The sequence below is a fragment of the Stenotrophomonas genospecies 5 genome, assembly GCF_054473825.1.
This window is the reverse complement of record NZ_JBTMUW010000001.1, coordinates 1566862-1588534: the sequence shown is the minus strand read 5'-3', so window position 1 is coordinate 1588534 and position 21673 is coordinate 1566862. Positions and strand designations below refer to the sequence as shown.

The window sequence follows — 21673 nt, the reverse complement described above, 5'->3', positions numbered from 1 at the left end:
CCGGAGTCCGCTATGAGCGCAGCCACCCAGGCTCGCAACACCCCGCGCCGGGACGCACATCGTGTCGGCCACCCCTCCAACCCCGGCACCGCGCTCCATGCGGGCACGCTGATTGCGCTGCTGGCGTCCAACGGCAACGCGGTGCCGGCAGGCACTGCCGGTTCCGGGGACGCAGTCGGTGTCGCACTCCGCTCCGTCACCGGCACTGCCGCAGGCGAGACCGTCGAATGCGAGCGCGGCACTGGCTTCCGTTTTGACAACAGTGCTGGCGCTGATGCCATCACCCGCGCCGACATCGGCGCAACTGCCTACATCGCCGATGACCAGACCGTGGCCAAGACCGACAACAGCGGCGCCCGCAAGCGCGCTGGTGTCGTCCTGGACGTGGATGCGGCCGGCGTGTGGATCGTGGTCGGCTGAGCCGGCCCATCCGTTCACCTATCACCAGGACAATCCCATGATCGTCAATCGCGGCAATCTCTCCACGCTGTACGTCGCCTTCAACGCAGCATTCAACGCCGGCCTCGGCCAGGCACCGTCCCAGTACCAGCGCATTGCCACCGTGGTGCCGTCCACCACCAAGTCCAACGAGTACGGCTGGCTGGGCAAGCTGCCCAGCTTGCGCGAATGGGTCGGCGAACGTGTGGTGCATGGTCTGCAGAACCACGGCTACACCATCAAGAACAAGCCGTATGAGCTGACTGTCGGCGTGGACAAGGATGACATCGAGGATGACAACCTCGGCATCTACAGCCCGCTCATGCAGAGCATGGGCGAGTCAGTCGGCGCACAGCCGGACGAGCTGACGTTCGCGCTTTTGAAGAACGGCATCTCCACCGCCTGTTACGACGGCCAGAACTTCTTCGACACCGATCACCCGGTGCTGGACCAGGAAGGCAAGGAAACGGTCCAGAGCAACGTGGATTCGGGCGGCAGTGGTGCCTACTGGTATCTGCTGTGCACCAAGCGCGCGCTCAAGCCGATCATCTTCCAGAACCGCAAGCCGCCGCAGTTCGTTTCCATGGACACCGATACCGATGAGGGCGTGTTCAACAAGAAGGAATTCCGCTACGGCGTCGATTGCCGCCGCAATGTCGGTTTCGGTTTCTGGCAGATGGCCTACGCCAGCAACAAGCCGCTGACCGAGGAGAACCTGCAGGCGGCCTACACCGCCTTCACTTCCCGCAGGGGCGACCACGGCCGTCCGTTGGGCCTGGTGCCGGATCTGCTGGTGTGCGTGCCGAACGACAAGTTCAAGGCCGCCAAGATCCTGACCGCCAACCAGATCGCCGGCACCGACAACGTGATGAAGGGCGTTGTTGAGGTGATGGACAGCGCCTGGTTGCTCTGACCCTCGACCGCTGACCGGCACCACAGGGTGCCGGTCGTAACTTCCCCGATTACAGAAGGAGCGGCCCATGGCCGAACAGATCCTGGTAAAGGCCCGCCTGGAGCGTGGCCGCTGGCGTGCCGGCATGCACTTCACCCGGCAGGGCCGGACGGTGCATGTCGATGACCTGGACAAGAAGCAGCTCGACGCGATCAACAACGACTCCGAACTGATCGTGACGGAGGTGCCCGCCTCGGACGATCCCAACGAACTGGCACTGGCTCGCGAACGCAAGGCAACCAAGTCCGGCAACGCCAAGCGTAAGTGGGCAGAAGCGGAGGCCCGCGCACGCGCCGCCGCTGGCCTGGCCGAGGAGGCCTGGGCGACCCAGCCGGCAGCAGATCGGGTGGGCTTGATCGAGGCAGCGCTGGAGGCCGGCGCGTAATGGCCTACGTCACCCTCACGCAACTGGCCGAGCTCCCAGGGGCGCTGGAACTGTCCCAGGTGGCGGGTGGGCGCGATGAGCGCCCGGTTGCCACCGAGCTGATGGATGCCACGTTGCGTGGGGGTGACCGCAGCGCCTTTCCGCCAAGCGAAGTGGCCAAGGCCGATGCGGCCCTGGAGCGCATCCAGGAGGCCACCCGTCAGGCAGACGCGATCATCGACGGCTACCTGGCAAGGCGCTACAGACTGCCGCTGGCCAAGGTCGTGCCGCTGCTGGCCGTTTGGTCGCGCAGCATCACGCGCTACCTGCTGCACCCTGATCGCCAGACGGACGAGCGCACCGATCCCATCGTGCGTGATTACCGTGACGCGATTCGCCTGCTGCAGGAGACGGCACAGGAAAAGTTCCACCTGGGCATCGAAGATCCGACCACGTCCAGCGGCTCTGCAGGGGAATTCATCTTCCATGCCGGCAACAAGGTGTTCGGGCGCGAGGGCCGACCGTGACAGTGGGGCCGTTCCCGATCTCGCCCGTCCTGGAGCGTCTGCGGAATCACGTCCAGGCACTGCTCCTGGTCGGTGACGCCGCCGACCTGGATACCGCCCTGGACCAGCAGCCGGCAAAGGACTGCGCCGCGTATGTGACGGCCGCCGAGGTGGGTGGCCGCCCGAAGTACACGGGCGATCAGCACATCCAGAACGTGGATGTCACGTTGCGCGTGGTCCTGATGGTGCGCAACTTCAGCGGCCAGGCCAGTGGCAGTGGCGCGCGCCGCCAGATGGATGAGCAAGTCATTCCAGGCGTCCGCATGGCGCTGGCCGGCTGGACCCCAGTCGATGCGTTCGATGCGCTCAGCTTCCAGGCTGGCCGTGATGAGAAGTTCCGCGCCGGCTGGCTGGTCAGCCAGCAGGTATTCGTCACCAACTACCGCATGCAACACACACCGCCCCCATGACTACCAAGCACACCCCTACCAGCGGCGGTGCCTGGCGCGTGATCGATGGCCAGCTCGTGGATGAGTCCGTACTGCCCGCCGAACCCGCTCCAGCACCCGAGCCGCCGCCACCGCCGGCATCGAGCCAGAACCGCTCGCGCCGCTCCTCTGCAACCTCACCCGAGAACTGACCATGGCCCAGCCCAACCTGGAATCCTTCAAGCGTCGCGGCCTGGCCCTGGCGCTGCGCGCATCGGCCTCGGTGCCGACTGTCCCCACCGCCAGCGCCGATGGCGTGTTGCTGTTCAACGGCAGCAGCGGCACCGAGTTCGACAAGATCGAACGCCCGGTGGATCGTCCGTTTCTGACTGGCCAGCCCTTCGCAGTCGGTGCCAAGCGCGCCTTCATTGAGGGCGAGTTTGAGCTGTTCCCGCCGACCAAGCCGGGTGCAGCGGCTGACTCCGATGCCGTCTGCGCGCCGCTGTTGCTGCCCGCTGGCATGACCGCCGTCAAGGATGCTGTTGCGAAAACCACGCGCTACAACCCGATCAGCGCGAACATCCCGATCTCTGATGCCAAGTTCTGGCATGCCGGCACGGTCAAGCAGATCGGCGCCGCACGTCACAACCTCACCAACCTGGCACTGGCCGTTGGCGAGCGCTTCAAGGGCAACATCCGCATCCAGGGCGACTACGACACCATCGCCGAGGACGCTCTGCCCAACATCACCACCACCGCCGTGGTGCCCACCGTCGCGCGCGCGGACAACACCCGCACCACGATCACGGTTGATGGCGGAGCGGGCCTGGTCGTGTGGGCCAAGTCCCTCTCGGTGGACGTGGGCAACACGATCACGTCGAAGGAGTACACCAGCCACAAGGAAAGCGGCATCAGCGACCGCGCCCCGACCTGGACGCTTCGCCTGGCCAAGACGGCCCTGGCTGACTTCAATCCGTGGGCAGTGCGCGACTCGGCCGGCGTCCTGGAGGTTGCGCTGCGCCTGACCGAAAAGAGCAAGCTCTACAGCGAGCTGGGCATTCGCGGCCAGATCGAGAACATCAACGAAGTCGAGATTGATGGCGATTACGGCTGGGAGCTCACTGGTCCCTGCGTGGCCAGCGATGCTGGCGGCGATGAGCTGTATATCGAGTTCGGCGATAGCACGCCACCGTAATTCGCAGGTACTGCGCTACACTCCCAACGGCCCCGCCACTGTGCGGGGCCTTTCTTTTTCAGTGAAGCGCTTTAGTCCCGAACGGCAGCCGCGCCTGGGCAAAGTGGACCTGTCCCCGATCAAGGGGCTGTTAAACCACTTCCCAAGGACTTTCCCATGCTCCGTCTCGCCCGAACCAACACCGTGCACCTGCCGGTGGAACTGCGCATCCCCACCGACCAGCCCAACGTTTTCGTCACCGGCGCCATCCAGTGCCAGGTCAAGATCCTGGGGCGCGAAGAAATCAAAGCCATCCAGGACAACCCCGTTGAGGACGAGGAGTACCTGCGCAAGATCCTGGTCAGCGTCGCTGGTCTGGGTGATGCAGACGGCAAGCCCATCGAGGGCGAAGCCGCGATCAAGGAAGTTTTCGATGGCCCGTTCTACGCCTTCCTGCAGCCGGCCATCATCGGCGCCTACTTCGACCAGTTCGGCCGGGCGCACGTAAAAAACTCGAAGCCGTCGCGCGGGCGCTGATTGGGAAGGGTCCACGCACTGACGGCGCTGACAGGAACCATGAACCTGACGGCGTCGTCAGCGCGGCGGACTTTCTGCGCGACGGGGGCGGCGGCGAGGAGCCGCCGAGCGTTATCCCGGTCCTGGATGAGAACTGGGAAGTCGTCCAACTGTTCGTGCGCTGCAAGGCCCGCTGGATCACCGGCATGCACGCCCCGGTTTACGACGGCATTGAAGCCCGCGAGATCCAAGCCGCTGCCTGCCTCCAGGGCATTGCCCCGCACCTATTGCCAGACCTGATGCCATCGCTGGACGTGCTGATTGGCACCACGGCAATGGCCCATCGCGAAGCCTCGGATAGCCCGTGAACCCAACCGTCACCCTCCGCCTCGATGCCGACAACAGCCGCCTGGTGCCAGCCGTTCGGGCATCGGATGCGGAGCTCAAGCGACTGGGCGCGACGGCGGGCACAACCGGCGACCAGGCACGGCGTGGTGCTGCCGGCATTTCCAGCATCGGCACGGCGGCGGATTCCACTGCTCGCCGTGTCTCTGCTGTGTCCAGCGCACTGGCATCGGCGCGGGCGACGGTGGCCACCTACATTGGCGCGCAGACGGCCGGTGCCCTCATTTCCGTTGCGGACAACTACGCCAACATTTCAGCGCGGCTCAAGCTGGCAACAGATGGACACAAGGCCTATGCCACCGCATCGGCCCAGGTGTTCAACATCTCCCAGCGCACCGCCACCGCGCTCGACAGTACCGCCACCCTCTACGCGCGCTTGTCGCAGTCCACCGCCGAGTATGGGATCACCCAGCAACGGCAGCTGGCGCTCACCGAGTCCATCAACAAGACGTTCGCTATCTCAGGCGCCAGCAACGTCGCCACCGCCAACACCATTGTCCAGCTCAGCCAGGCCCTGGCTGGGGGCGTGCTGCGCGCAGAGGAATTCAACTCTGTCGTGGAAAACTCGCCGCGTCTGGCCAAAGCGCTGGCCGACGGAATGGGCCTGTCGATGGGCGAGCTGCGCAAGCACGTCAACGACGGCAAGGTGACCGTCGATCAGATGGTGGCCGCACTTGAGAACCAGTCCTCCGTCATCGCCGCCGAGTTTGAGCAGATCCCGCTCACGGTCGGGCGCGCCATGGAGCTGCTGCGCAACAGCGTCACCAAGTTTGTCGGCGAGTCCTCCCAGGAGCTGGGCGCCAGCGGCGGAATCGCCCAGGGCATCGCGTTCCTGGCCAACAACATGCAGCACCTGGACCAGATAGCCGGTGTCCTGGCCGTCGCCCTGGGAAGTCGCCTGGTCGTCAGCCTGGCCAGGGCTACCGCCGAGAAGATCACGGCCGCCGCCGCATCGCGAACGCTGGCCCGCGAGGAGCTGGCTGCAGCCCGTATTGCCGAGCAGCAGGCGGCAGGCCGTCTGTCGGCCGCTCGCGCCGGCATGAGCGTGGCAGGTGGCGTAGCCGCGGCTGAGCAGGCGCTGGCCGCCGCCCAGCTGCGCACCGCCGCTGCTGCCCAGGCCGCATCCGTTGCGCTCAGCGCAAAGGCTGCCGCAATGCGAGGCCTCAACGTGGCAATGGGTGCGTTTGGTGGCCCTGCAGGCCTTGCGATCACCGCGCTGTCGCTATTCGTCGCTTGGGCGATGAACAGCAACCAGAAGGCACAGGAGCTGTCCAAGACCGTCACGGCCGGTTTCCAGCCAGCCATGCGGGTCCTGCAGGAGTTCAATCAGCAGACTGCGAACACGTCATTCGCAGAGCTTTCAAACACCGTTGAAACCATTGAAGCCGCGCGCCAGGAGATCAAGAACCTGGGCGATGAGTACGAGCGCCTTGCGGCAACGCGCCGTTCGTTCCAGGCCCGTGACCGTGCTCTGCCGTTCGGGTTCGACAAGGAACTGGAGGGTGCATCGGCGGCCATCGAGTCTGCGCGCCTCCGCCTGGACAACCTGACCAAGGGCTATGACAGGGCAATCTCTGTATCGGCCGGCCTGGTACTGCGCACCGCCAACGTAACCGACGCCACGGACGCCCAACGCCGCTCTCTGGAGGAGTTGCTCAAGCGCCAGGCCAACCAAGGCCAGACGCTGGAGCAAACCCGGCCACTGCTGGAGCAGTGGGCGAAAGATCAGCTCGGCGTGGACAACGCCAACCGTATCGCGGCGGCGAGCTTCGATACCGTGGCGTCAGCTGCACGCAACTCTGGCGCTGCCATCAAGGCTGCCCTCCAGTCGGTCAACGAAGGCCTGGACAAGCAGATTCAGAGTGTCCAGCTGGACCTGATCGAGAAGACGCAGGGCAAGGCAGCCCGCATGCGTGCGCAGTTCATCACGGAAAGCGCGCAGAAGGGTCTGGACCCGACCAGCTCCGACTATCAGCTCGCGCGGGCCAAGAACGAACAGCTCATCCAGCTCACAATGACGCTGGACAAGCAGAATGCGGCCACCCGTGATCTGACGCGCACCCAGACCGAGGCCAAGCGCTCCGGCGAGCAGGCTGCGCGTCTGGCAGAGCAGCAGGCCGACTCCCAGGCCAAGTACACCCGCCAAGCGGCATTGGCTGCTGCCGAGCTTTCCGGCCCGATGGCGGCTGCCCAAGAGCAGCACAAGCAGCGTATTGCCGAGCTCGACCGCGAACTGGCCAAGCACCTCATCACCCAGGAGGCCTACGCCAGCCTGGTGAAGTCGTCAGCGGCCGAGTTGGCCAAGAATGCCGCCGAGGTCACCAAGCAGCAGCAGGCGCCCAGGGCATTGCTCGATACGCTGAGCGGCGAGGTGCAACTGCTGGGCGTGGTCGGGATCGAGCGCGAGCGCCGCGCCCGCCAGCTGCGCAACGAGCAGGACATGCTCCAGGCGATCAACGAGGCCAACAAGGCCGGTGCCGGCATCAACGCAGAGGCAACAGCAGGCCTGATGGCCCAGGCACGGGCGTGGGCCAATGCCTCCATTCGCATCGAACAGCAGACCGCCGACCTGGAGGAATGGGCCAACGTCGGAACGCGCGGTGTCGCGGATGTCGCCGATATGCTGGCCGATATGTTCAGCGGCGGGCTGGACAAGTCTGAGAGCTTCTTTAGCCGCCTCAAGGACATCTTCAAGCGTGGTTGGCGCGACATCGTGCGCACCATGCTTGAGCAGAACCTGGTGCGCCCGTTCCAGGATGCGCTCACCAACGCCATGAATGGCGCGCTCGCTGGCGTGTCGCGCGGCCAAGCTGACGGCAACTGGTTGTCGAAGATCGCCGGCATGTTCGGTGGCGGCAACCAGGGCGGCGCGGGCTCGGGCTGGATGAGCAGCCTGGCCAACATGATCGGTGGCGGCCGCAACCTCACTGGCACCAACGCCATGCTGGCCGGTGGCGGCTGGCGTGCCGGTGCGGCCGCGCCAGGCTCGATGATGGGCTTTGGCAACAACGTCGGCGGGTTCATTGGCACCGGGGCTGCCGGTGGCGCGGCGTCCGCATCGATGGCTGTGCCGATCATCGGCTGGGTGGTCGCGGCCATGATGAAGAATGCCGAGCTGTTCGATCAGGGCTGGGACATTGCCAATGGCGAGAGCTGGGGCGGCAAGATCGCAACCCTCGGGGCCGTGGGTCACGTCGATAAGATGGCGCGCAAGCTCGGCCTCAACGCCAAAGCAGCCTCCATTCTGTCTGGCTCCTCGATCCATGCTGCCCTGTTCGGTCGCAAGAAGCCGCAGATCCAGGCGCAGGGCCTGACCGGCTCGTATGGCTTCGACGGGTTCGCTGGCCAGTCCTACGCCGACATCAAGGCCAAGGGCGGCTTGTTCCGCAGCGACAAGAAGTGGACCGAGTATGGCCAGGTCGATACCACGATCACCGACGCTTTCAGCCAGGCCACTGGCCGCGCGCGTGCAGGCGTCATCAGCCTGGCCGAGCAGCTGGGCGTGGACATCAACAGCCAGCTGTCCTCCGTCCGCGTAGACCTCGGCAAGGTTCAGCTCGATGCGGACCCGGACAAGGCCCAGGCGCAACTGGAGCAACTGATTTCCGGCGCGGCCAAGAACCTGACCGGGCGTGGCGTGTCGATCCTCGGATTCGGCGACTTCCTCAACAAGGGGTTTGAAGCCGGCGACGTGATGAACAGCCTGGCGGCGTCCATCGAGCTGATGACCGGCAACGCCCAGGAGCTGGGTCGCGCGCTCAATGCCCAGGAAATCGACCTGGTCAAGCGCACGACAACCATGTTCCAGCAGATGGCCAAGGCTGCCGGCACCACCATGGAGGAACAGGTCAAGGCAATCACTACTGCCGCGTCCTCCTACGGCAGCGTAGTGGGCAACGCGCAGCAGGAGATCGCGACGGATGGATTCAGTGGCTTCGCCAAGTCGCTCCTGGCAGTGCGCCAGGAGGAGCAGGAGCGCATCCGCACGCTGCAGCAGCAGGCCAAAGCCCTGGGCGGTCTGGCCGCACGCGAGCAGGATCTGGCCACCGTTCGGCAGGCCGCCCAGCTCAAGGCCGACGCGCTGGCCAAGTCGCTGGAGTCGGAGCTGGTAGGCCTGGCGCTCAACCGCGTCAACGATGAAATCGAACGCCTGGGCGGTTCCATCGACGGGACCAGCAGCAAGCTGCAGGACTTCATCAACTCGCTCAAGCTGAGCAGCACCCTGTCGCCGGACACCGACACGCAGAAGCGCTCCACGGCATCTGATCTGATGCAGAGCGCAGCCAGCGCCGGCAACCTGGAGAGCTTCACCCAATACGCCCAGCAGTTCCTGGAAGTCAGCCGCAAACTCAATGCCAGCGGTCAGGGCTATCAGGTGGACTATGCCCAGGTGCTGGAGCTCGCCAAGCGCTTTGGCGGTGATGGCACCGCCGCGTCGCTGCAGCAGCTGTACGCGCAAAAGGCTGCCCTGGAACAACAACAGGAAGCCGCCGCCCGCCTGGAGCGCGCTCAGCGCATCGCCCAGGGCGTGGCCGATCTGGCTGGCGCCCGTGGCGGCGATCCGCTGGAGATCCTGCGCAACGTCACTGGCATCAGCGCTGAGGCGCTGGCCAAGGATCTGGGCCTGACCACGGACGAGCTGGCCAAGTACCTGCAGAACCAGCAGACCGACATCACCGACCTGGCAGAGATCCTGTTCGATCTGCCCAAGCGCATCGCCCAGGAGATGGTCACGGTGCTGACCGACAGCCGCGTTCCAGTCCCGGCGTCTGCCGCGCCAGGCGGTGGCAACACGCCTGCAGCACCAGCTGCGCCAGTCGCACCGGGGCGTGGCTACGTCGATCCCTCTTACGAGGTGCTGCTGCAGGTCCGCGACGGCATCCAGTCCCTGGCACGCCAGGGTGAACACAACGCTTTGATGGCGCTATGAACCGGAAAGTATTGCTCGTTGAAATCGGAGGCCAGGGCCTGCCTGCCGTCACGCCCGTGACCCGGCAGCCCTCCAACTGGGTGGCGTCGGCCAAGCCTGCTGTGGTGGTTCCTCCGGCCGAAGGTGTGGAGACCAAGCCGGCAGCAGATAGCGTGACCATTACCTGGAACGCTTCGCCGCTGGCTGGCGCTGTCTATGTGCTCTGGCGCGCGGCGGATGCGGGCGGAAAGCCGGGCGAATGGAAGTACGTCACCAAAACCTCAGACACGCGCTACACCTACACCGAGGCCAGCGGTGTTGTGAGCTGGTGGAAGGTCACTGTCCAGGTCAACGGCGTGTCGTCTGCAGACTCCACGCCCAAGGCTCAGGCCCCCGTGGTGCCGCCGACTACGGCGGAGCTGGTCCAGCTGCAGGGCAAGGTGGACCAAGGCCTGCGTGACCTGGCACTGGCAGATGCTGCCGAGGCACAGCAGCGTTTGGCAGACTTCCAGGCTGCGCAGGCACAGATCCTGGCAGAGAGTCAGAAGAGTGCGGCCGCAGTGGGCGAAGTGGCCAAGCGCGCCGAGGATCTGGCCACCAACCTGGCCAACGAAGAGCGCGCCCGTATTCAAAGCGTGCTGAACGAGAAGACCGAGCGCACCGCCGACATCAGCGCGGTCAACACGAAAGTCCAGAACGGCCTGGATTCGATGGCCCGCTCTTTGGCCGAGGTGGCCGCAGGCAGCGGCACGCAGTTTGACTCTGCCGGCATCTGGCACTTCAACGCCGGGCTGGAAGGCTGGACGGGTGTGTATGGCACGCCGACTATCGCAGACGGCATGCTGCGGCCGATCAACACCACCAACAACTCCGGCATCCAGTCCCAGGCGCCGCTCAACATCGACGGCGCCGCCTATCGCTTCATCAAGCTGCGCATGCGCAAGGTGGGCAATCCCGCCTGGATGGGGTTGATCCGTTGGATCACTGAGGCCGACCGGGAGTGGAACGACGCCAAGTCGATTTCCATCCCTGCGCCCGCATTCGACGCCAACGGCGTCGCCGTGCTGGACGTTGACCGCCTGCCTTGGAATGGCCCCTCGCCACTGCGCGCCATCCGCCTGGCACTGACGGGTGCGCAGACAGCAGGCGCCTACATTGAGTACGACTGGATTGCCGTGGGCCGCCCGTCGCCTGGCGCATCCGTCGCGATGGTGCAGCAGGAAAGCGAGGCGCGCACCGCCGCCCTGGCGGCTGAGGCCGGCCAGCGCAACACGCTGGCCGTGCAGCTGCGCGGCGACTACACCGGAAACGATCCGGCGAAGCTGACGGGCGGCCTGGCCTACAACGAAATGAGGGCGCGTGTCGGCGCGGACGAAGCGCTTAGCCAGCGCCAGTCCGCCGTGGAGGTTCGTCTGCCTGCAGGAACAGGTGCGCTCGCATCGGAGGCCAAGGTCAACTCCGTCGAGCAGGCGAGCGTCACCCGCGACGAAGCTATCGGCCAGCGCATCGACCAGGTCAACGCGACTCTTCCTGCCATGATTGTGCAGGGCAGCAACATGATCCTCAATGGCGGCTGGGACCAGGGCAGCGCTGTGGGTTGGACGTACAGCCACATGGGCGGCGTCACCATTGCTTCCGAAGGCCGGACAGGCAACTGCTTGAAGGTCACCGCACCCGCAGGTAGCCGCAGCATGACTGCCAATGGTGCAACGGATCGCAACATCCCCGTCGTCATTGGCAAAAAGTACCGTGTCAGCGCGTACTACCGAACTGATGCGGCCTATAACGGCACCAACGCCAACGGCAAGCTCAGAATTGCCGACCAGGCAGATGCACTGATAGCCGGCCTGGGGTTCTTGGCAGATCGGACCGAATGGACGCGACTGGAAACAGTTGTGGCAGTGACATCAACAGGCGCGCTGCGCGTGTACGTCAACACGAACCACACCGCAGGTACGTTGTGGGTCGATGATGTCGTGGTCGAGGAAGTGACCGAGGTTCTGGCGGTCGCCGATGGCCTCAGCTCGCTGAGCGGGACCGTCACCCAGCAGGCTGGTCTCATCAATGCACAGTCGGGCCTCATCAGCGCCCTTCGCACCGACGTGGACGGCAAGGCCACTAACAGCGCGCTGCAGGCCCTGCAGTCCCAGGTGACGCTCCAAGGGAACACGATTACCAGCCAGGGCGGTGCGCTCACCAGCGTCCAGGCCGCCATCAAAAACCTGGGCGGTGACAATCGCCTGCGCAACAGCAGCTTTGAAGTCCTGCTTCCCAGCGGCGTCCCTCAGTATTGGGCGCCCTCATCGTCATCCACCGACGCGGCGACCAGGATCACGCGCAAGCTGGTGGACTCTGCGCTGCCGGGCAGCACCAAGGCCTGGCGTTGGGACATGGCGAGCATTCCCGCCAGCGCCTATGCAGAGTGCTACTCATCGGTGTACCGCATCGATCCCCAGCAGCCCGTCACCGTGTCCTGCAGCGTACGCGGGAAGCCGGGGGCGCGCTTCTTCTTCCAGCTCGGGCTGAAAGATGAGGCTGGTGCGTCTGTCGGTTGGGTCGGCGGGCCTGGGGCCAGCGAGGGCATGGTCGTCACGGAAGCATGGGACAGGAAGGTCTACACGTTCTCGGCGTCGCCGATTCTCGCCAGCGCCGTCTCCGCATCGCTCTACCTCCGTGTGTACGGCAACGGCTCGGCGGATCAGTGGGTGGAGATCGACAATGCGCAGTTGCAGACCGGAGCAGCTGCCACGGGCTATGCGCCGTCCATGGAGGAGACAGCCGCGCAGTCCAATGCAAATGCGGAGGCGAACAACGCTCTCAATGTGCGTGTTACCAACGCTGAGGGGCAGCTGCTGTCCCAGGGAACCGCTTTGACTGCGGTTCGTGCAGGCATCGGAAACGCGACTGTCTATGACATCACGGCCAATGCGGCGACTTCCAGCCAGCCGACTGGCGGGCCACGGTCCTCTGGCACAAGGAACGCGTCGGGTGCAGCCGTGGGTGGTGCGGCGCGCGGCATTAACGTGCTGGTGGTCGCTGCCGACAGCACCTTGGGCGAACGGAGGACGTTCGACACCTATGGGAATGGCCCGGCAGCCTGCGCCAGCTTCAATGATTGGTACGACAACGGCCTGGCGGACAATCAGTATTTTATTCTGTTCACCAGCGACCACACTGGGACATTGAGCAACGGCGTCGGTGCCGACATCGCGGGCACCAGGGATCGCCTCGTTGATGCAGGCGCTTCCCGGCGCAATGTGGAGGCGCTGGCAGGTACGCGCATGTTCATCCTGATTGGGCGCAAACGCATCGGTGAGGGCGCAGGTATTCAGCGAATGTCGCCGCCGCAGTCCACTGGACGCGCCGACCTCTGGACTGAGCTCATCGTGGAGTTCGTCAACGGCCGCCCCCAGGGGAGTCTAGACGTTTCGGCGCTGGAGAAGGCAACACAGGCCAATTCGGCCGCAACCTCCAGCTTGGAGGCGCGCACCCTGGCGAATGAGAACAGCGTCGTTTCGCTGGGTCAGTCGCTCACCAGCGTCAATGCCAAGATCGATAGTATCGGCGGCGACAATCTGCTGCCGAACAGCAGCTATGAAGCCTCTCCAAGCGATACGTCAGACCCCACTGGCTGGCAGCGCGAGGGGAACATGGCGAACGTTGTGCTCAAGTACGTTCCATCACCTTTGTCTGGTGGTGGTCGCGCGATCCGCCTGGAGGCGAATGCCACGGCAGTGGGTCAGTACCTCGGCCTCGCTACCCGTAACGACAATGGGTGGGTTCCAGTTCGTCCCCGGACCCAGTACGTCCTCAGCAGCTACGTGCGCGCCACTGCAGGGACCGGGCTGCGCATGTACGTCCAGTGGCGAAACGCCGCAGGTGTCATTAAGGCAACGAGCACAATGCCCAACGTTGTTGCCACTGCTCAATGGCAACGCCTGGTTTTCCAGGCCGACACCACCGCTGACGATGTCGTGGAAGCTCGGCTGTTCGTAGGCCGAATGCACGCGACGGCAGTCCAGGGCGTTGCCATTGAGCTGGATAACGCGTTGTTCCAGGAAGGCACAGCGGCCACCGGCTGGGTGCCCAGCGGCAAGGAAACAGCAGCAGCAGCGGCGGCAAACTCTGCGGCAACGGCTGGCCTCACTTCGACCGTGACCCAGCAGGGGCAGCAGCTGACCGCGCTGGGCCAGTCCGTTACAGGCGTCCAGGCCGAGATTGCAGGAAAGGCCAGCTCCTCCGCCGTCCAGACGCTTGAGGCGAAGGTCAAGAACCAGAATGGCGCCGGAAACCTACTTGGGAACACCCAGTTCACTGGTGGGCCTGGCACGGTGGGCTGGCCCAACATGTGGTCGCCCGATGGGGCAACTGGCACACAGAAGTATTTCGCTCCGGGTGCCGGGATTTCCGGCGGTGTTGACCCTGGTGTCCCCTACGGCATGAGGGCGCTGATCGTAGCGGGCACCACCGCCGCCAGCGGCGCAGTGTTCGTTTGGCCCGCGAGTGATGCCCCCGTCGAGGCGGGCAAGACCTACGCGCTTTCCGTCTATGCGTCGGGACAGCGTGGGCGGCTCATTCTTGAATTCTTGGATGCCAACGGCGTCCAGGTTGGCTCTGCGGGCTCGCCTGCCACCGACTTGGCCGGAGGTGGGAATACCATCTCCTTGTATAGCCGCCTTTGGGTGAAGGCGGTTGCGCCGGCCAACGCAGTAAGGGCCCGCTGCATTCTCGTAAGTCATCACGTCAGCAATGCGCATTGGTTCGTCCGATGGCTGCGGCCAATGCTATCGATGGTGGACAAGGATGCGACCGAGCCACCGGAGTGGTCGGCAGGCGGCGCGGAGAGTAGTGCCAGGTTTGGTATCGCGCTCGATGTGGACGGCAACTTGGCCGGCTTGGAAATGGAGGCTAACGGTGACCGCAGCGAGATGCGCATTCTTTCCAAGATCCTGCGCATCATCAGCCCCGGCGCCCCCGACGGCATGGAGCTACAGGACGGCTACCTGCGCGTGTGGCGCGGCAACGTTCAGCGCATCATCGGCAACGGTTTCGGGCCCGATGGATTGATTGACTACTTTGGCCCGAACGTCGGTGCAGCCGGTGCCACCAAGCAGAATGCGACGGTGTGGATGGATGTCAACGGGGGCGCCTACTGGGGAGGAGCCATTGCCGCAGGCATCCGCCGCAATGCAGCTCAATCCACCACGACGCAGACCCTCGGCGTCTCGATTGTCGTTGGCCCTTTCAGCACCAGCGGTCGCAACAAGAACGTGGTCGTCAGCTATCAGCGGACCGTGACTCGCAGGCACGGCGCTATGAATTCCACTGGATTTGTCGCGGGCGCCGGACGGAACGCCTGTGCGATCTATGTCTATCGCAAGCTCGGCAACAACGCTGAGCAGCTCTGGACCAGCTTTGAAGCCAGTGGCGGCGTGACGATTATGAACGAGCGCGATGGCCCCGACATCGCTACCTCCCGCTGGGCAGGCTCTGTAACCCTCAATGACAGCGAAGGTACGCAAGACCGCACCTACCGCGCAGAGATTGTCGGCTTCAGCGAACAAGACGTGAGCCATCAGTCCGGAAGTTTCACCGGCCTGGACACCTCCGCCAGCCTTTCACTGGTTTCAATCGAAGAGTGACCCGTTCGAGCGGCCGGGATATGCCGCTCATCCACCGAAAGGAAACACCCATGCGCTTTGATGCTCGCCTCTACCTCCGCACCGAGTCTGCCGACCAGCCCGGTGTGATGCTGCAGTTCCGCCCGGTCAATCAGCCGAACATGCCGCAGATCAACATCACAGTCGATACAGCCGACGCGTCCGCGCTGAAAGTCGGTGCGGTCTACCGCTTTGAGACCACTGAAATTCCCCAGGAGGCTTGACCCGTCGTGCGTACCTTCGGCCGTTGGGCGGCGTCTCCGCTCGGTGCTGGCCTGCTGGTAGAGGATGGCGGCTTGACCGTGGCCTCACCGGGGGCGGTTGTTCTGGCCCGCATCGCCAGGAGCACCTTTCCGCTTGCCGGCCCTGCCGGCGCTGAGTTCATGCTGTGGGGCGACGATCCTCTCACTGCGATCATCGGCCTCTGCAACGCCGCTGCGCCGCTGTCCTCCGAGTTGGGTGCGTCCAATGGAGTCGGCTGGAAGCTGCACACCGGCCAAGTGGTTCGCAACGGCGCTGTGATTGCCAGCGGCCTGCCAATCCCGCTCAAGGGTGAGGCGCTGGGGGTGCGCGTGCTGCCTGGCACGCCTGCGCAGGCCCAGTTCTATCGTGACGGCCAGCTGGTGGCCAGCGTCGATGTCTCAGCGGGTGGCCCGTACTACTTTGCTGTGTCCATCGCTGCTACCAAAGCGCGCGGCCTGCGCTGTGTCGTGAACGCTGGCCAGTGGCAAGGGCTCAGTCCGGCCGCACTCGTGGGATGGGCCCAAGCTGCCGATCCGATCCCCACGATCCGCGTCGCAAGTGAGGACTACATGAGCGCTGCCAGCGACTCGCCAGCGAACACTGCGTTCGCTGGGATCATCGCCACTGAGGGCCTGAGTACGATCAGCGCAGTTTCGTTCTGGATGTGGAGCAACGAGTCGCGTGCCGGCAGCGCTCAGGTCCGCGTGCAGGACGCCGCAGGGATGCTGGATGCCGCTGCGCTGTCCGCTATTCGTGACGTTCCAGTCACGGTGCGCCAGGTCGAGCAGGGCCAGTCGATGGCCGGTGCGGTGCCAGTCGCTCGCTATGTGCTGGATCGGATCGAGGTCGAAGACGACAGTTACAAGCGCTTGACGTTCAAGGACGCGCACAGTGACCTGGATGAGCCGCTGAGCAGGGCCGTATTTCTCCCGACCCACGGCGAGAGCATTGCCTGGCAGCCGCAGCCCGTGGTGATCGGGCTGGTGCGAAGCGTGCCGACCACGGCGGTAAACAGTGATGGTTCGCTGCAATGGATCTGCGATTCGCGCCTGCAATCAGTGATGAGTGTCCGTGACCGCGCAGTGGAGCTGGTTGCCGGCACCGCGTACAGCCTGGTTGCTGGTGGACAGCAGCTCTCCCTGCAGTCGCCACCTCTTGGGCCGCTGACAGCTGACGTCTCGACCATCGGCGCGGACCGGCCGGCAACGCTTCAACAGGCGCTGTCAGACGTGTTCGGCCGTATTGGGAAAGCCGCATGGCAGAGCGCCGACGCGGTCGCCATCGATCAGGCTACGGGCTATGCCGGAGTGGGCTACTTTGCGGACGGCAATAGCACGCCGCGCGAGGCCTTGGCCGCGATCCTGGGCAGCTACTGCGCCGACTGGTGGCAGGATGGGGATGGCGTGTTGCGCTTGGCGCGATTGATCGACCCTGAGAGCGTTGCCGATGCGAACCTGGCATTCGAGCTCGACCTGGTCGAGCTCGCCGCTCCGCTGGTTGTGATGCCGGATCTGGCCCCCGGCCTCACCCGACGCATGGGCTATCGGCCCAACGCGGTAGTCCTGGCTGACGGCGACATGGCCACTGGCCTGGATCAGGTGCCGCCCAGCATCCGCAAGGAACTGTCTGCCAGCCACCGTGGCCAGGTCTACGCCACCGGGGACCTGCCTGCCTGCTACCAGCACGCGGAGGCCGCGCCAGCGGTGGAGTCATGTTTCGATAGCCGCGCTGACGCTCAGGCGGAGATTGATCGTGTCGTGAAGCTCTATGCAGTGCCTCGCAACTTCTACGCCGGCCGGATGACCGCGCGGCCTGACCTGCAGCTGCGACCGGGCCAGGTCGGGCGCATCCGCTACCCGCGCTATGGCCTCGCAGCCGGTCGAAAGGTGATCGTCACGGCGGTGACCAGCAACCCCATCACTGGCGAACAGACCCTTAAATTCTGGGGCGCATAAGGACTGCCACATGCTTATCGGATTCTCCCCTGCAGGCGTGACCGCTGCCGTTGATGGCGCCACTGTCGCAAACCCCGTCGCCTTGGCCGATGGGCGGCCCACAAGCATTGCTCGGCTCAGCGGTGGTACGTCGCCCGTCCGCCTGCGGTTGACCTGGCCAGCGGCCGCTGGCGTCCGTGTCGTTGGCATGCTCGGCCTGTCCTGCCCGGTCGGCACCTCCCTCAAGCTCACTGGGCGCAAGGCTGGTGACGCTACGTATGGCCAAGCCCTCGGCGGCACCTCGCTCACGCAAAAGGTGATCGAACTGGTGGACGGCAGCCGCGCGGCCTGGTGGGTGCTTCCAGCGGGCACTGTGGCCCTCGTGGGTATCCAGGTGGAGATTGGGGTGGCGGGCCTGGACGTGGGCGAGCTGTTCGCCCACCAGGCTGTGGACCTACCCATTGAGCCCGGTTCAGAGACTGAACGCATCGATCCCAGCATTGTCGAGCGCACCCTGGGCGCAGGCGTCAACGTGGTGGCTCGGCGCACGTACCGGCGCCTCCGCTTTACCCCTCAGACCGACCGCCTGCAGGTCGCCCGCCAGGGCGGCCTGGGGGGCGGGATGGACTGGGAGCGACTGGCCATGGCGGCCGCAGGTGGCGCGCGGATGTCGCTGGTGCCGCGTTGGGGAAAGGATGGCGCCCTGGACACGGAGGAGCTCCATCGGACGGCACTGTATGGCACGGTGGTGGCCGGGTCCGCTGGGCACGCTGGCGGCAACCAGTTCCGCAGCGGCGGGTGGGTGGCCGATGAGCTCCCCCCGATTTGAGCCCCGCTTGAGGCGGGGTTCTAACCCTGTTTGAGGGGCTATCGAACGCTCAGGGAAAGGGGCTTACAGGGACGATCCGCCCTTGACTGGCCGGAGCTGGGGATTCTGCAAACCCCGTGTCCCGATTTCGCAGAGTGACTGTCCGCTTACAGCGCGGCGGCGGAGCGGGAATAGGGTCATGGGAGGGGATTGGCAACCGCAAATGAGAAAGATTAGCATTTGCAGTGATGCTGTGCCTATTCCCTGATGGCGCGATGGACATCTGGGCACGTGCGGAGGACGTTACGCCCGTATCGTCGCAACCTCCCTCCGGCCCGCGGCCTCGGTCATCACGACGGCGAGCTGCTTGAGCGAGTAGGGCTTGCGCAGTAGGGTGAAGCCGTGGCCGGGGTCGCGTGCCAGCAACTCGCTGTAGCCGCTGGTCAGGATGATGGGCAGATCCGGAAAGCGATCGCGCACGTGCCGGGCCAGTTCCAGGCCGTTGGTGCCGGGCATCACCACGTCGCTGAACATCACATGGAACCGCGTGGCGTCCTGTTCCAGTTCGGCAAGTGCCTCATTGGCGTTGCGGGCCAGTACCACCTCATAGTCGAGTTCGCGCAGGGCTCCGACCGCGAACTCGGCCACATCCACGTTGTCTTCCACCACCAGCACGCACAGCCCGTGCCCGTGCAGCAGGCCCGGCTGTGCCGCCGGCCGCGCCACCGTCTCGCTGGAACCGGTGAGCGGCAGATACAGCGTGAACCGGGTCCCGACGCCAGCCTCGCTCTTCACGTCCACCTCGCCTTCGGACTGCTTGACGAAACCGAATACCTGGCTGAGGCCCAGGCCGGTGCCGGCACCAATACCTTTGGTGGTGAAGAAGGGTTCGAAGATGCGATCCACCACGCCCGGGTCGATGCCGGAGCCGGTATCGGTCACGCTGATGGCGGCGAAGTCACCCTTCAGCGGTGCCGCGAAGCGGACCGAAGGCACTGCCGTAACCTGCTCGACGTCGATGGTGACCGTGCCGTGGCCGTCGATCGCATCGCGCGCGTTGACGGCGATGTTGATCAGCGCGGTGTCCAGCTGTGTGCGGTCCAGCAGCACCGGCAGCGGGCGATCAGGCAGGTTGACCGACACCTGGATGCGTGCCCCCAGTACCGTGGTGATGATGTCCGACAGGGCCTGCACGCTCTCGCACAGGTCAAAGACCTCCGGTGACAGGCTCTGCCGGCGCGAGAAGGCCAGCAGCTGCGCTGTCAGCCGTGTGGCCCGGTCCGACGCATTGCCGATTGCCTGCACGTAGCGGCGTCGCGGATCTTCCGCCGGCCAGGTATGCAGCAGCATGTCCACCGAGCCGGTGATGACCTGCAGCAGGTTGTTGAAGTCGTGCGCGACGCCTCCGGTGAGCTGGCCGATGGCTTCCAGCTTCTGCGACTGCCTGAGCTGCTCACGGGCCCGCACCAGTTCCAGGTGCGCCTCGCGCGCCTGTTCGGTGATCGCGGCCACCTGGCGGCTGTGCAGGTCGCGCTCGATCACGCGTTCGGTCTGCTCGCTGACCACGCAGATGATCCCGGCGACGGCACCGCTGGCATCGCGCAGAGGCGAATAGGAGAAGGTCCAGAAGGTCTCGCGCAGCGTGCCGTCGCGGTCCATCATCAGCGGCAGGTTCTTGAAGCTGCGGCTGCGGCCCGCGAACGCCGCATCGATGGCATGCTCCACATCGGCCCAGACGTCAGACCACACCACGTCCAGGCGGTTGCCCATGGCGCCGTGCAGCTTGTCACCCAGCATCGGCAGGTAGGCATCGTTGAAGAAGAATGCCTTTTCGCTCTGGCCCCAGGCGATCCACAGAGGTTCCGGAGAGTCGAGGATCATCGCAAGCAGCGTGCGCAGCTCGCAGGGCGCCTGTGCCGCCGCCGGCGAGCGTGCCCAGTCGCTGTCCTGCAGCAGGCGATAGGCAAGCTGGTCGGGTGCGGAGACGGGAAGGGGGAAAGGATGCATGGCCGTCGGCGCGGGAAGGTGCGGCAGCATAGCCGAACCGATGTCAGCAGGGCCTGCACATCGCCAATGGGTCGGGGCAACCGCAGCGGCTAGCCTGGCTCCTGGCCTGGTTGCCCGGCCAGGGCGTGCCGGCCTGCCGGCGTCAGGTCGATGTCCGCATCCTCGGCCTGCACCGCAAAGCCCGCATTCACTGCCCAGGTCGCAGCGTCACCGCGCACCGGCTGCGCGTCGGCGATGTCCTGCAGGATCCTGATCTGCGCTGCGGTCAGCTCCATCGCCTCATACCCCCAGCAGCGACGGGAGCTGCCACTCCGAAACACGCGCATGGCTGATCGGCTGGTGGCAGCCGCAACGCTCGCAGCGGAACAGGGCACCGCCTGGCAGCTGCAGCAATGTGTCCTCACTGGCGGAGGTGGTCTCCGCGCAATGGTGGCAGGTGACGGTGAGCGCGGTGATGCGTTCAACGCCACCGGACAGGTTGAAGACGGCTTCGAAAGCGCGGATGACAGGGTGGGACATAACCGCTCGCGAGTAGTACACGTCCGCATCCTCGCCTGCCACCCGTGACGGCGCAGTCAGCTGTGTGCATCGGCCGCATCAAGACACCCCGCCGTCAGAGCTTTCTTCAAAGCTCCTTCTTCTTGCCGCTCAGATCCAGTGGCTTGTCATCGCCCTTGCGCTCGCTGGACCAGACTTCAAGACTCTTGTTGCAGCGGCTTTCGCGTGCGGCGACCTGCGGCGGCAGGTCCTTCAGGTGCGGTGATTCCTGGCAGCCCGAATGCATGGCCGTGTCGTCATAGGTGGCGCAGGCAGCGAGCGAGGCAAGCATGACGGCATAGACCGAGGCGCGGAGCGCGGCGGGGGCGAAGCAGGTAGGCATGGACGGCATCCTGGGAAAGTGGGGGTGCCCTGATTCAATAATGTGACCCCGTGCCGACGCAATCGGTCTGCCTGCACTTGTTATTCAGTAACAAGTGTGGCGATACTCTGCGGTTGTGGCATCTGCGGGCTACGCGACGCAGATCATGAACAGTGCGGACAGCGCCAGCATCAGCATGAAGACCCGCCGGCTCAGGGCCAGGCAGGCCAGGCAGGCGGCCAGGGCCCAGGCCGCCAGCAGGACGCAGGTGAGCAGCCACAGTCCGGTGGTCATCAGTGACCCCGCAGCGATGGCCGACAGAGCGGACGCCTTGAACAGCGCGATACCCAGCACACTGCCCAGCACGCCGGCCTGCAGGGCGACCGCGTCATGGTGGGCAGGGGCACGGCGGGGAGGCATTGCGGTCCGGACGATCGACCAGGGGGTGTTGATCGAAGTCTGCCCGAACG

At 65.1% G+C, this 21673-nt stretch carries 19 protein-coding genes; 14 read left to right on the top strand and 5 right to left on the bottom strand.

Going from position 1 to position 21673, the window contains the following annotated elements:
• The first annotated feature begins 12 nt into the window (after positions 1 to 12).
• From ACX9OW_RS07225 to ACX9OW_RS07160, 14 genes are all read left to right on the top strand, one after another.
• A complete protein-coding gene (locus ACX9OW_RS07225; protein WP_128987842.1) occupies positions 13 to 420 on the top strand; it encodes a hypothetical protein in 408 nt (135 codons plus the stop codon).
• A gap of 37 nt (positions 421 to 457) precedes the next feature.
• Entirely contained in the window at positions 458 to 1351 is an 894-nt protein-coding gene (locus tag ACX9OW_RS07220) for a Mu-like prophage major head subunit gpT family protein (protein ID WP_459062125.1), read from the top strand.
• 67 nt (positions 1352 to 1418) lie between these two features.
• On the top strand, positions 1419 to 1775 hold the full coding sequence (locus ACX9OW_RS07215) for a hypothetical protein (RefSeq protein WP_459062124.1): 357 nt from the start codon (positions 1419 to 1421) through the stop codon (positions 1773 to 1775).
• Positions 1775 to 2281 carry a gp436 family protein gene (locus ACX9OW_RS07210; RefSeq protein ID WP_128987839.1) on the top strand — a complete coding sequence of 169 codons (507 nt, stop codon included), beginning with the start codon at positions 1775 to 1777 and terminating at the stop codon, positions 2279 to 2281. Before ACX9OW_RS07215 ends, ACX9OW_RS07210 begins: the two co-directional genes overlap by 1 nt.
• Positions 2278 to 2730: a phage tail terminator protein gene (locus ACX9OW_RS07205; RefSeq protein WP_459062123.1), complete on the top strand. Its 453-nt coding sequence runs from the start codon at positions 2278 to 2280 to the stop codon at positions 2728 to 2730. The genes ACX9OW_RS07210 and ACX9OW_RS07205 overlap by 4 nt, the downstream gene beginning before the upstream one ends.
• A complete protein-coding gene (locus tag ACX9OW_RS07200) occupies positions 2727 to 2900 on the top strand; it encodes a hypothetical protein (RefSeq protein WP_459062122.1) in 174 nt (57 codons plus the stop codon). The genes ACX9OW_RS07205 and ACX9OW_RS07200 overlap by 4 nt, the downstream gene beginning before the upstream one ends.
• 2 nt (positions 2901 to 2902) lie before the next feature.
• Complete coding sequence (locus tag ACX9OW_RS07195) at positions 2903 to 3883, top strand: hypothetical protein (RefSeq protein ID WP_459062121.1); 981 nt, start codon at positions 2903 to 2905, stop codon at positions 3881 to 3883.
• 156 nt (positions 3884 to 4039) lie between these two features.
• A complete protein-coding gene (locus tag ACX9OW_RS07190) occupies positions 4040 to 4399 on the top strand; it encodes a hypothetical protein (protein ID WP_459062120.1) in 360 nt (119 codons plus the stop codon).
• Positions 4400 to 4584: 185 nt separating this feature from the next.
• Positions 4585 to 4746, top strand: a complete 162-nt coding sequence (locus ACX9OW_RS07185; RefSeq protein ID WP_311069193.1) for a hypothetical protein — start codon at positions 4585 to 4587, stop codon at positions 4744 to 4746.
• A complete protein-coding gene (locus ACX9OW_RS07180; protein ID WP_459062119.1) occupies positions 4743 to 9713 on the top strand; it encodes a tape measure protein in 4971 nt (1656 codons plus the stop codon). The genes ACX9OW_RS07185 and ACX9OW_RS07180 overlap by 4 nt, the downstream gene beginning before the upstream one ends.
• Positions 9710 to 15334, top strand: a complete 5625-nt coding sequence (locus tag ACX9OW_RS07175; RefSeq protein ID WP_459062118.1) for a hypothetical protein — start codon at positions 9710 to 9712, stop codon at positions 15332 to 15334. Before ACX9OW_RS07180 ends, ACX9OW_RS07175 begins: the two co-directional genes overlap by 4 nt.
• A 50-nt stretch (positions 15335 to 15384) precedes the next feature.
• Positions 15385 to 15576, top strand: a complete 192-nt coding sequence (locus tag ACX9OW_RS07170; protein WP_459062117.1) for a hypothetical protein — start codon at positions 15385 to 15387, stop codon at positions 15574 to 15576.
• Positions 15577 to 15582: 6 nt separating this feature from the next.
• Positions 15583 to 17550: a hypothetical protein gene (locus ACX9OW_RS07165; RefSeq protein ID WP_459062116.1), complete on the top strand. Its 1968-nt coding sequence runs from the start codon at positions 15583 to 15585 to the stop codon at positions 17548 to 17550.
• A gap of 10 nt (positions 17551 to 17560) precedes the next feature.
• Positions 17561 to 18358, top strand: a complete 798-nt coding sequence (locus ACX9OW_RS07160) for a hypothetical protein (protein WP_459062115.1) — start codon at positions 17561 to 17563, stop codon at positions 18356 to 18358.
• Positions 18359 to 18640: 282 nt separating this feature from the next.
• Here the strand turns inward: ACX9OW_RS07160 and ACX9OW_RS07155 are convergent, their stop codons facing one another.
• The 5 genes from ACX9OW_RS07155 to ACX9OW_RS07135 all read right to left on the bottom strand — a co-directional run bounded on the left by ACX9OW_RS07155 (position 18641) and on the right by ACX9OW_RS07135 (position 21623).
• Complete coding sequence (locus tag ACX9OW_RS07155) at positions 18641 to 20344, bottom strand: ATP-binding protein (protein ID WP_459062114.1); 1704 nt, start codon at positions 20342 to 20344, stop codon at positions 18641 to 18643.
• An 89-nt stretch (positions 20345 to 20433) separates the two neighbouring features.
• Positions 20434 to 20619 (bottom strand): hypothetical protein, encoded by a 186-nt coding sequence (locus tag ACX9OW_RS07150; protein ID WP_111187042.1) that lies wholly within the window; start codon positions 20617 to 20619, stop codon positions 20434 to 20436.
• Between the two features lie 4 nt (positions 20620 to 20623).
• Positions 20624 to 20863 (bottom strand): hypothetical protein, encoded by a 240-nt coding sequence (locus ACX9OW_RS07145; protein ID WP_053517863.1) that lies wholly within the window; start codon positions 20861 to 20863, stop codon positions 20624 to 20626.
• Positions 20864 to 20969: 106 nt separating this feature from the next.
• Positions 20970 to 21224 carry a hypothetical protein gene (locus ACX9OW_RS07140; protein ID WP_053517864.1) on the bottom strand — a complete coding sequence of 85 codons (255 nt, stop codon included), beginning with the start codon at positions 21222 to 21224 and terminating at the stop codon, positions 20970 to 20972.
• Between the two features lie 129 nt (positions 21225 to 21353).
• Positions 21354 to 21623: a hypothetical protein gene (locus tag ACX9OW_RS07135; RefSeq protein ID WP_053517866.1), complete on the bottom strand. Its 270-nt coding sequence runs from the start codon at positions 21621 to 21623 to the stop codon at positions 21354 to 21356.
• Positions 21624 to 21673 lie beyond the last annotated feature (50 nt).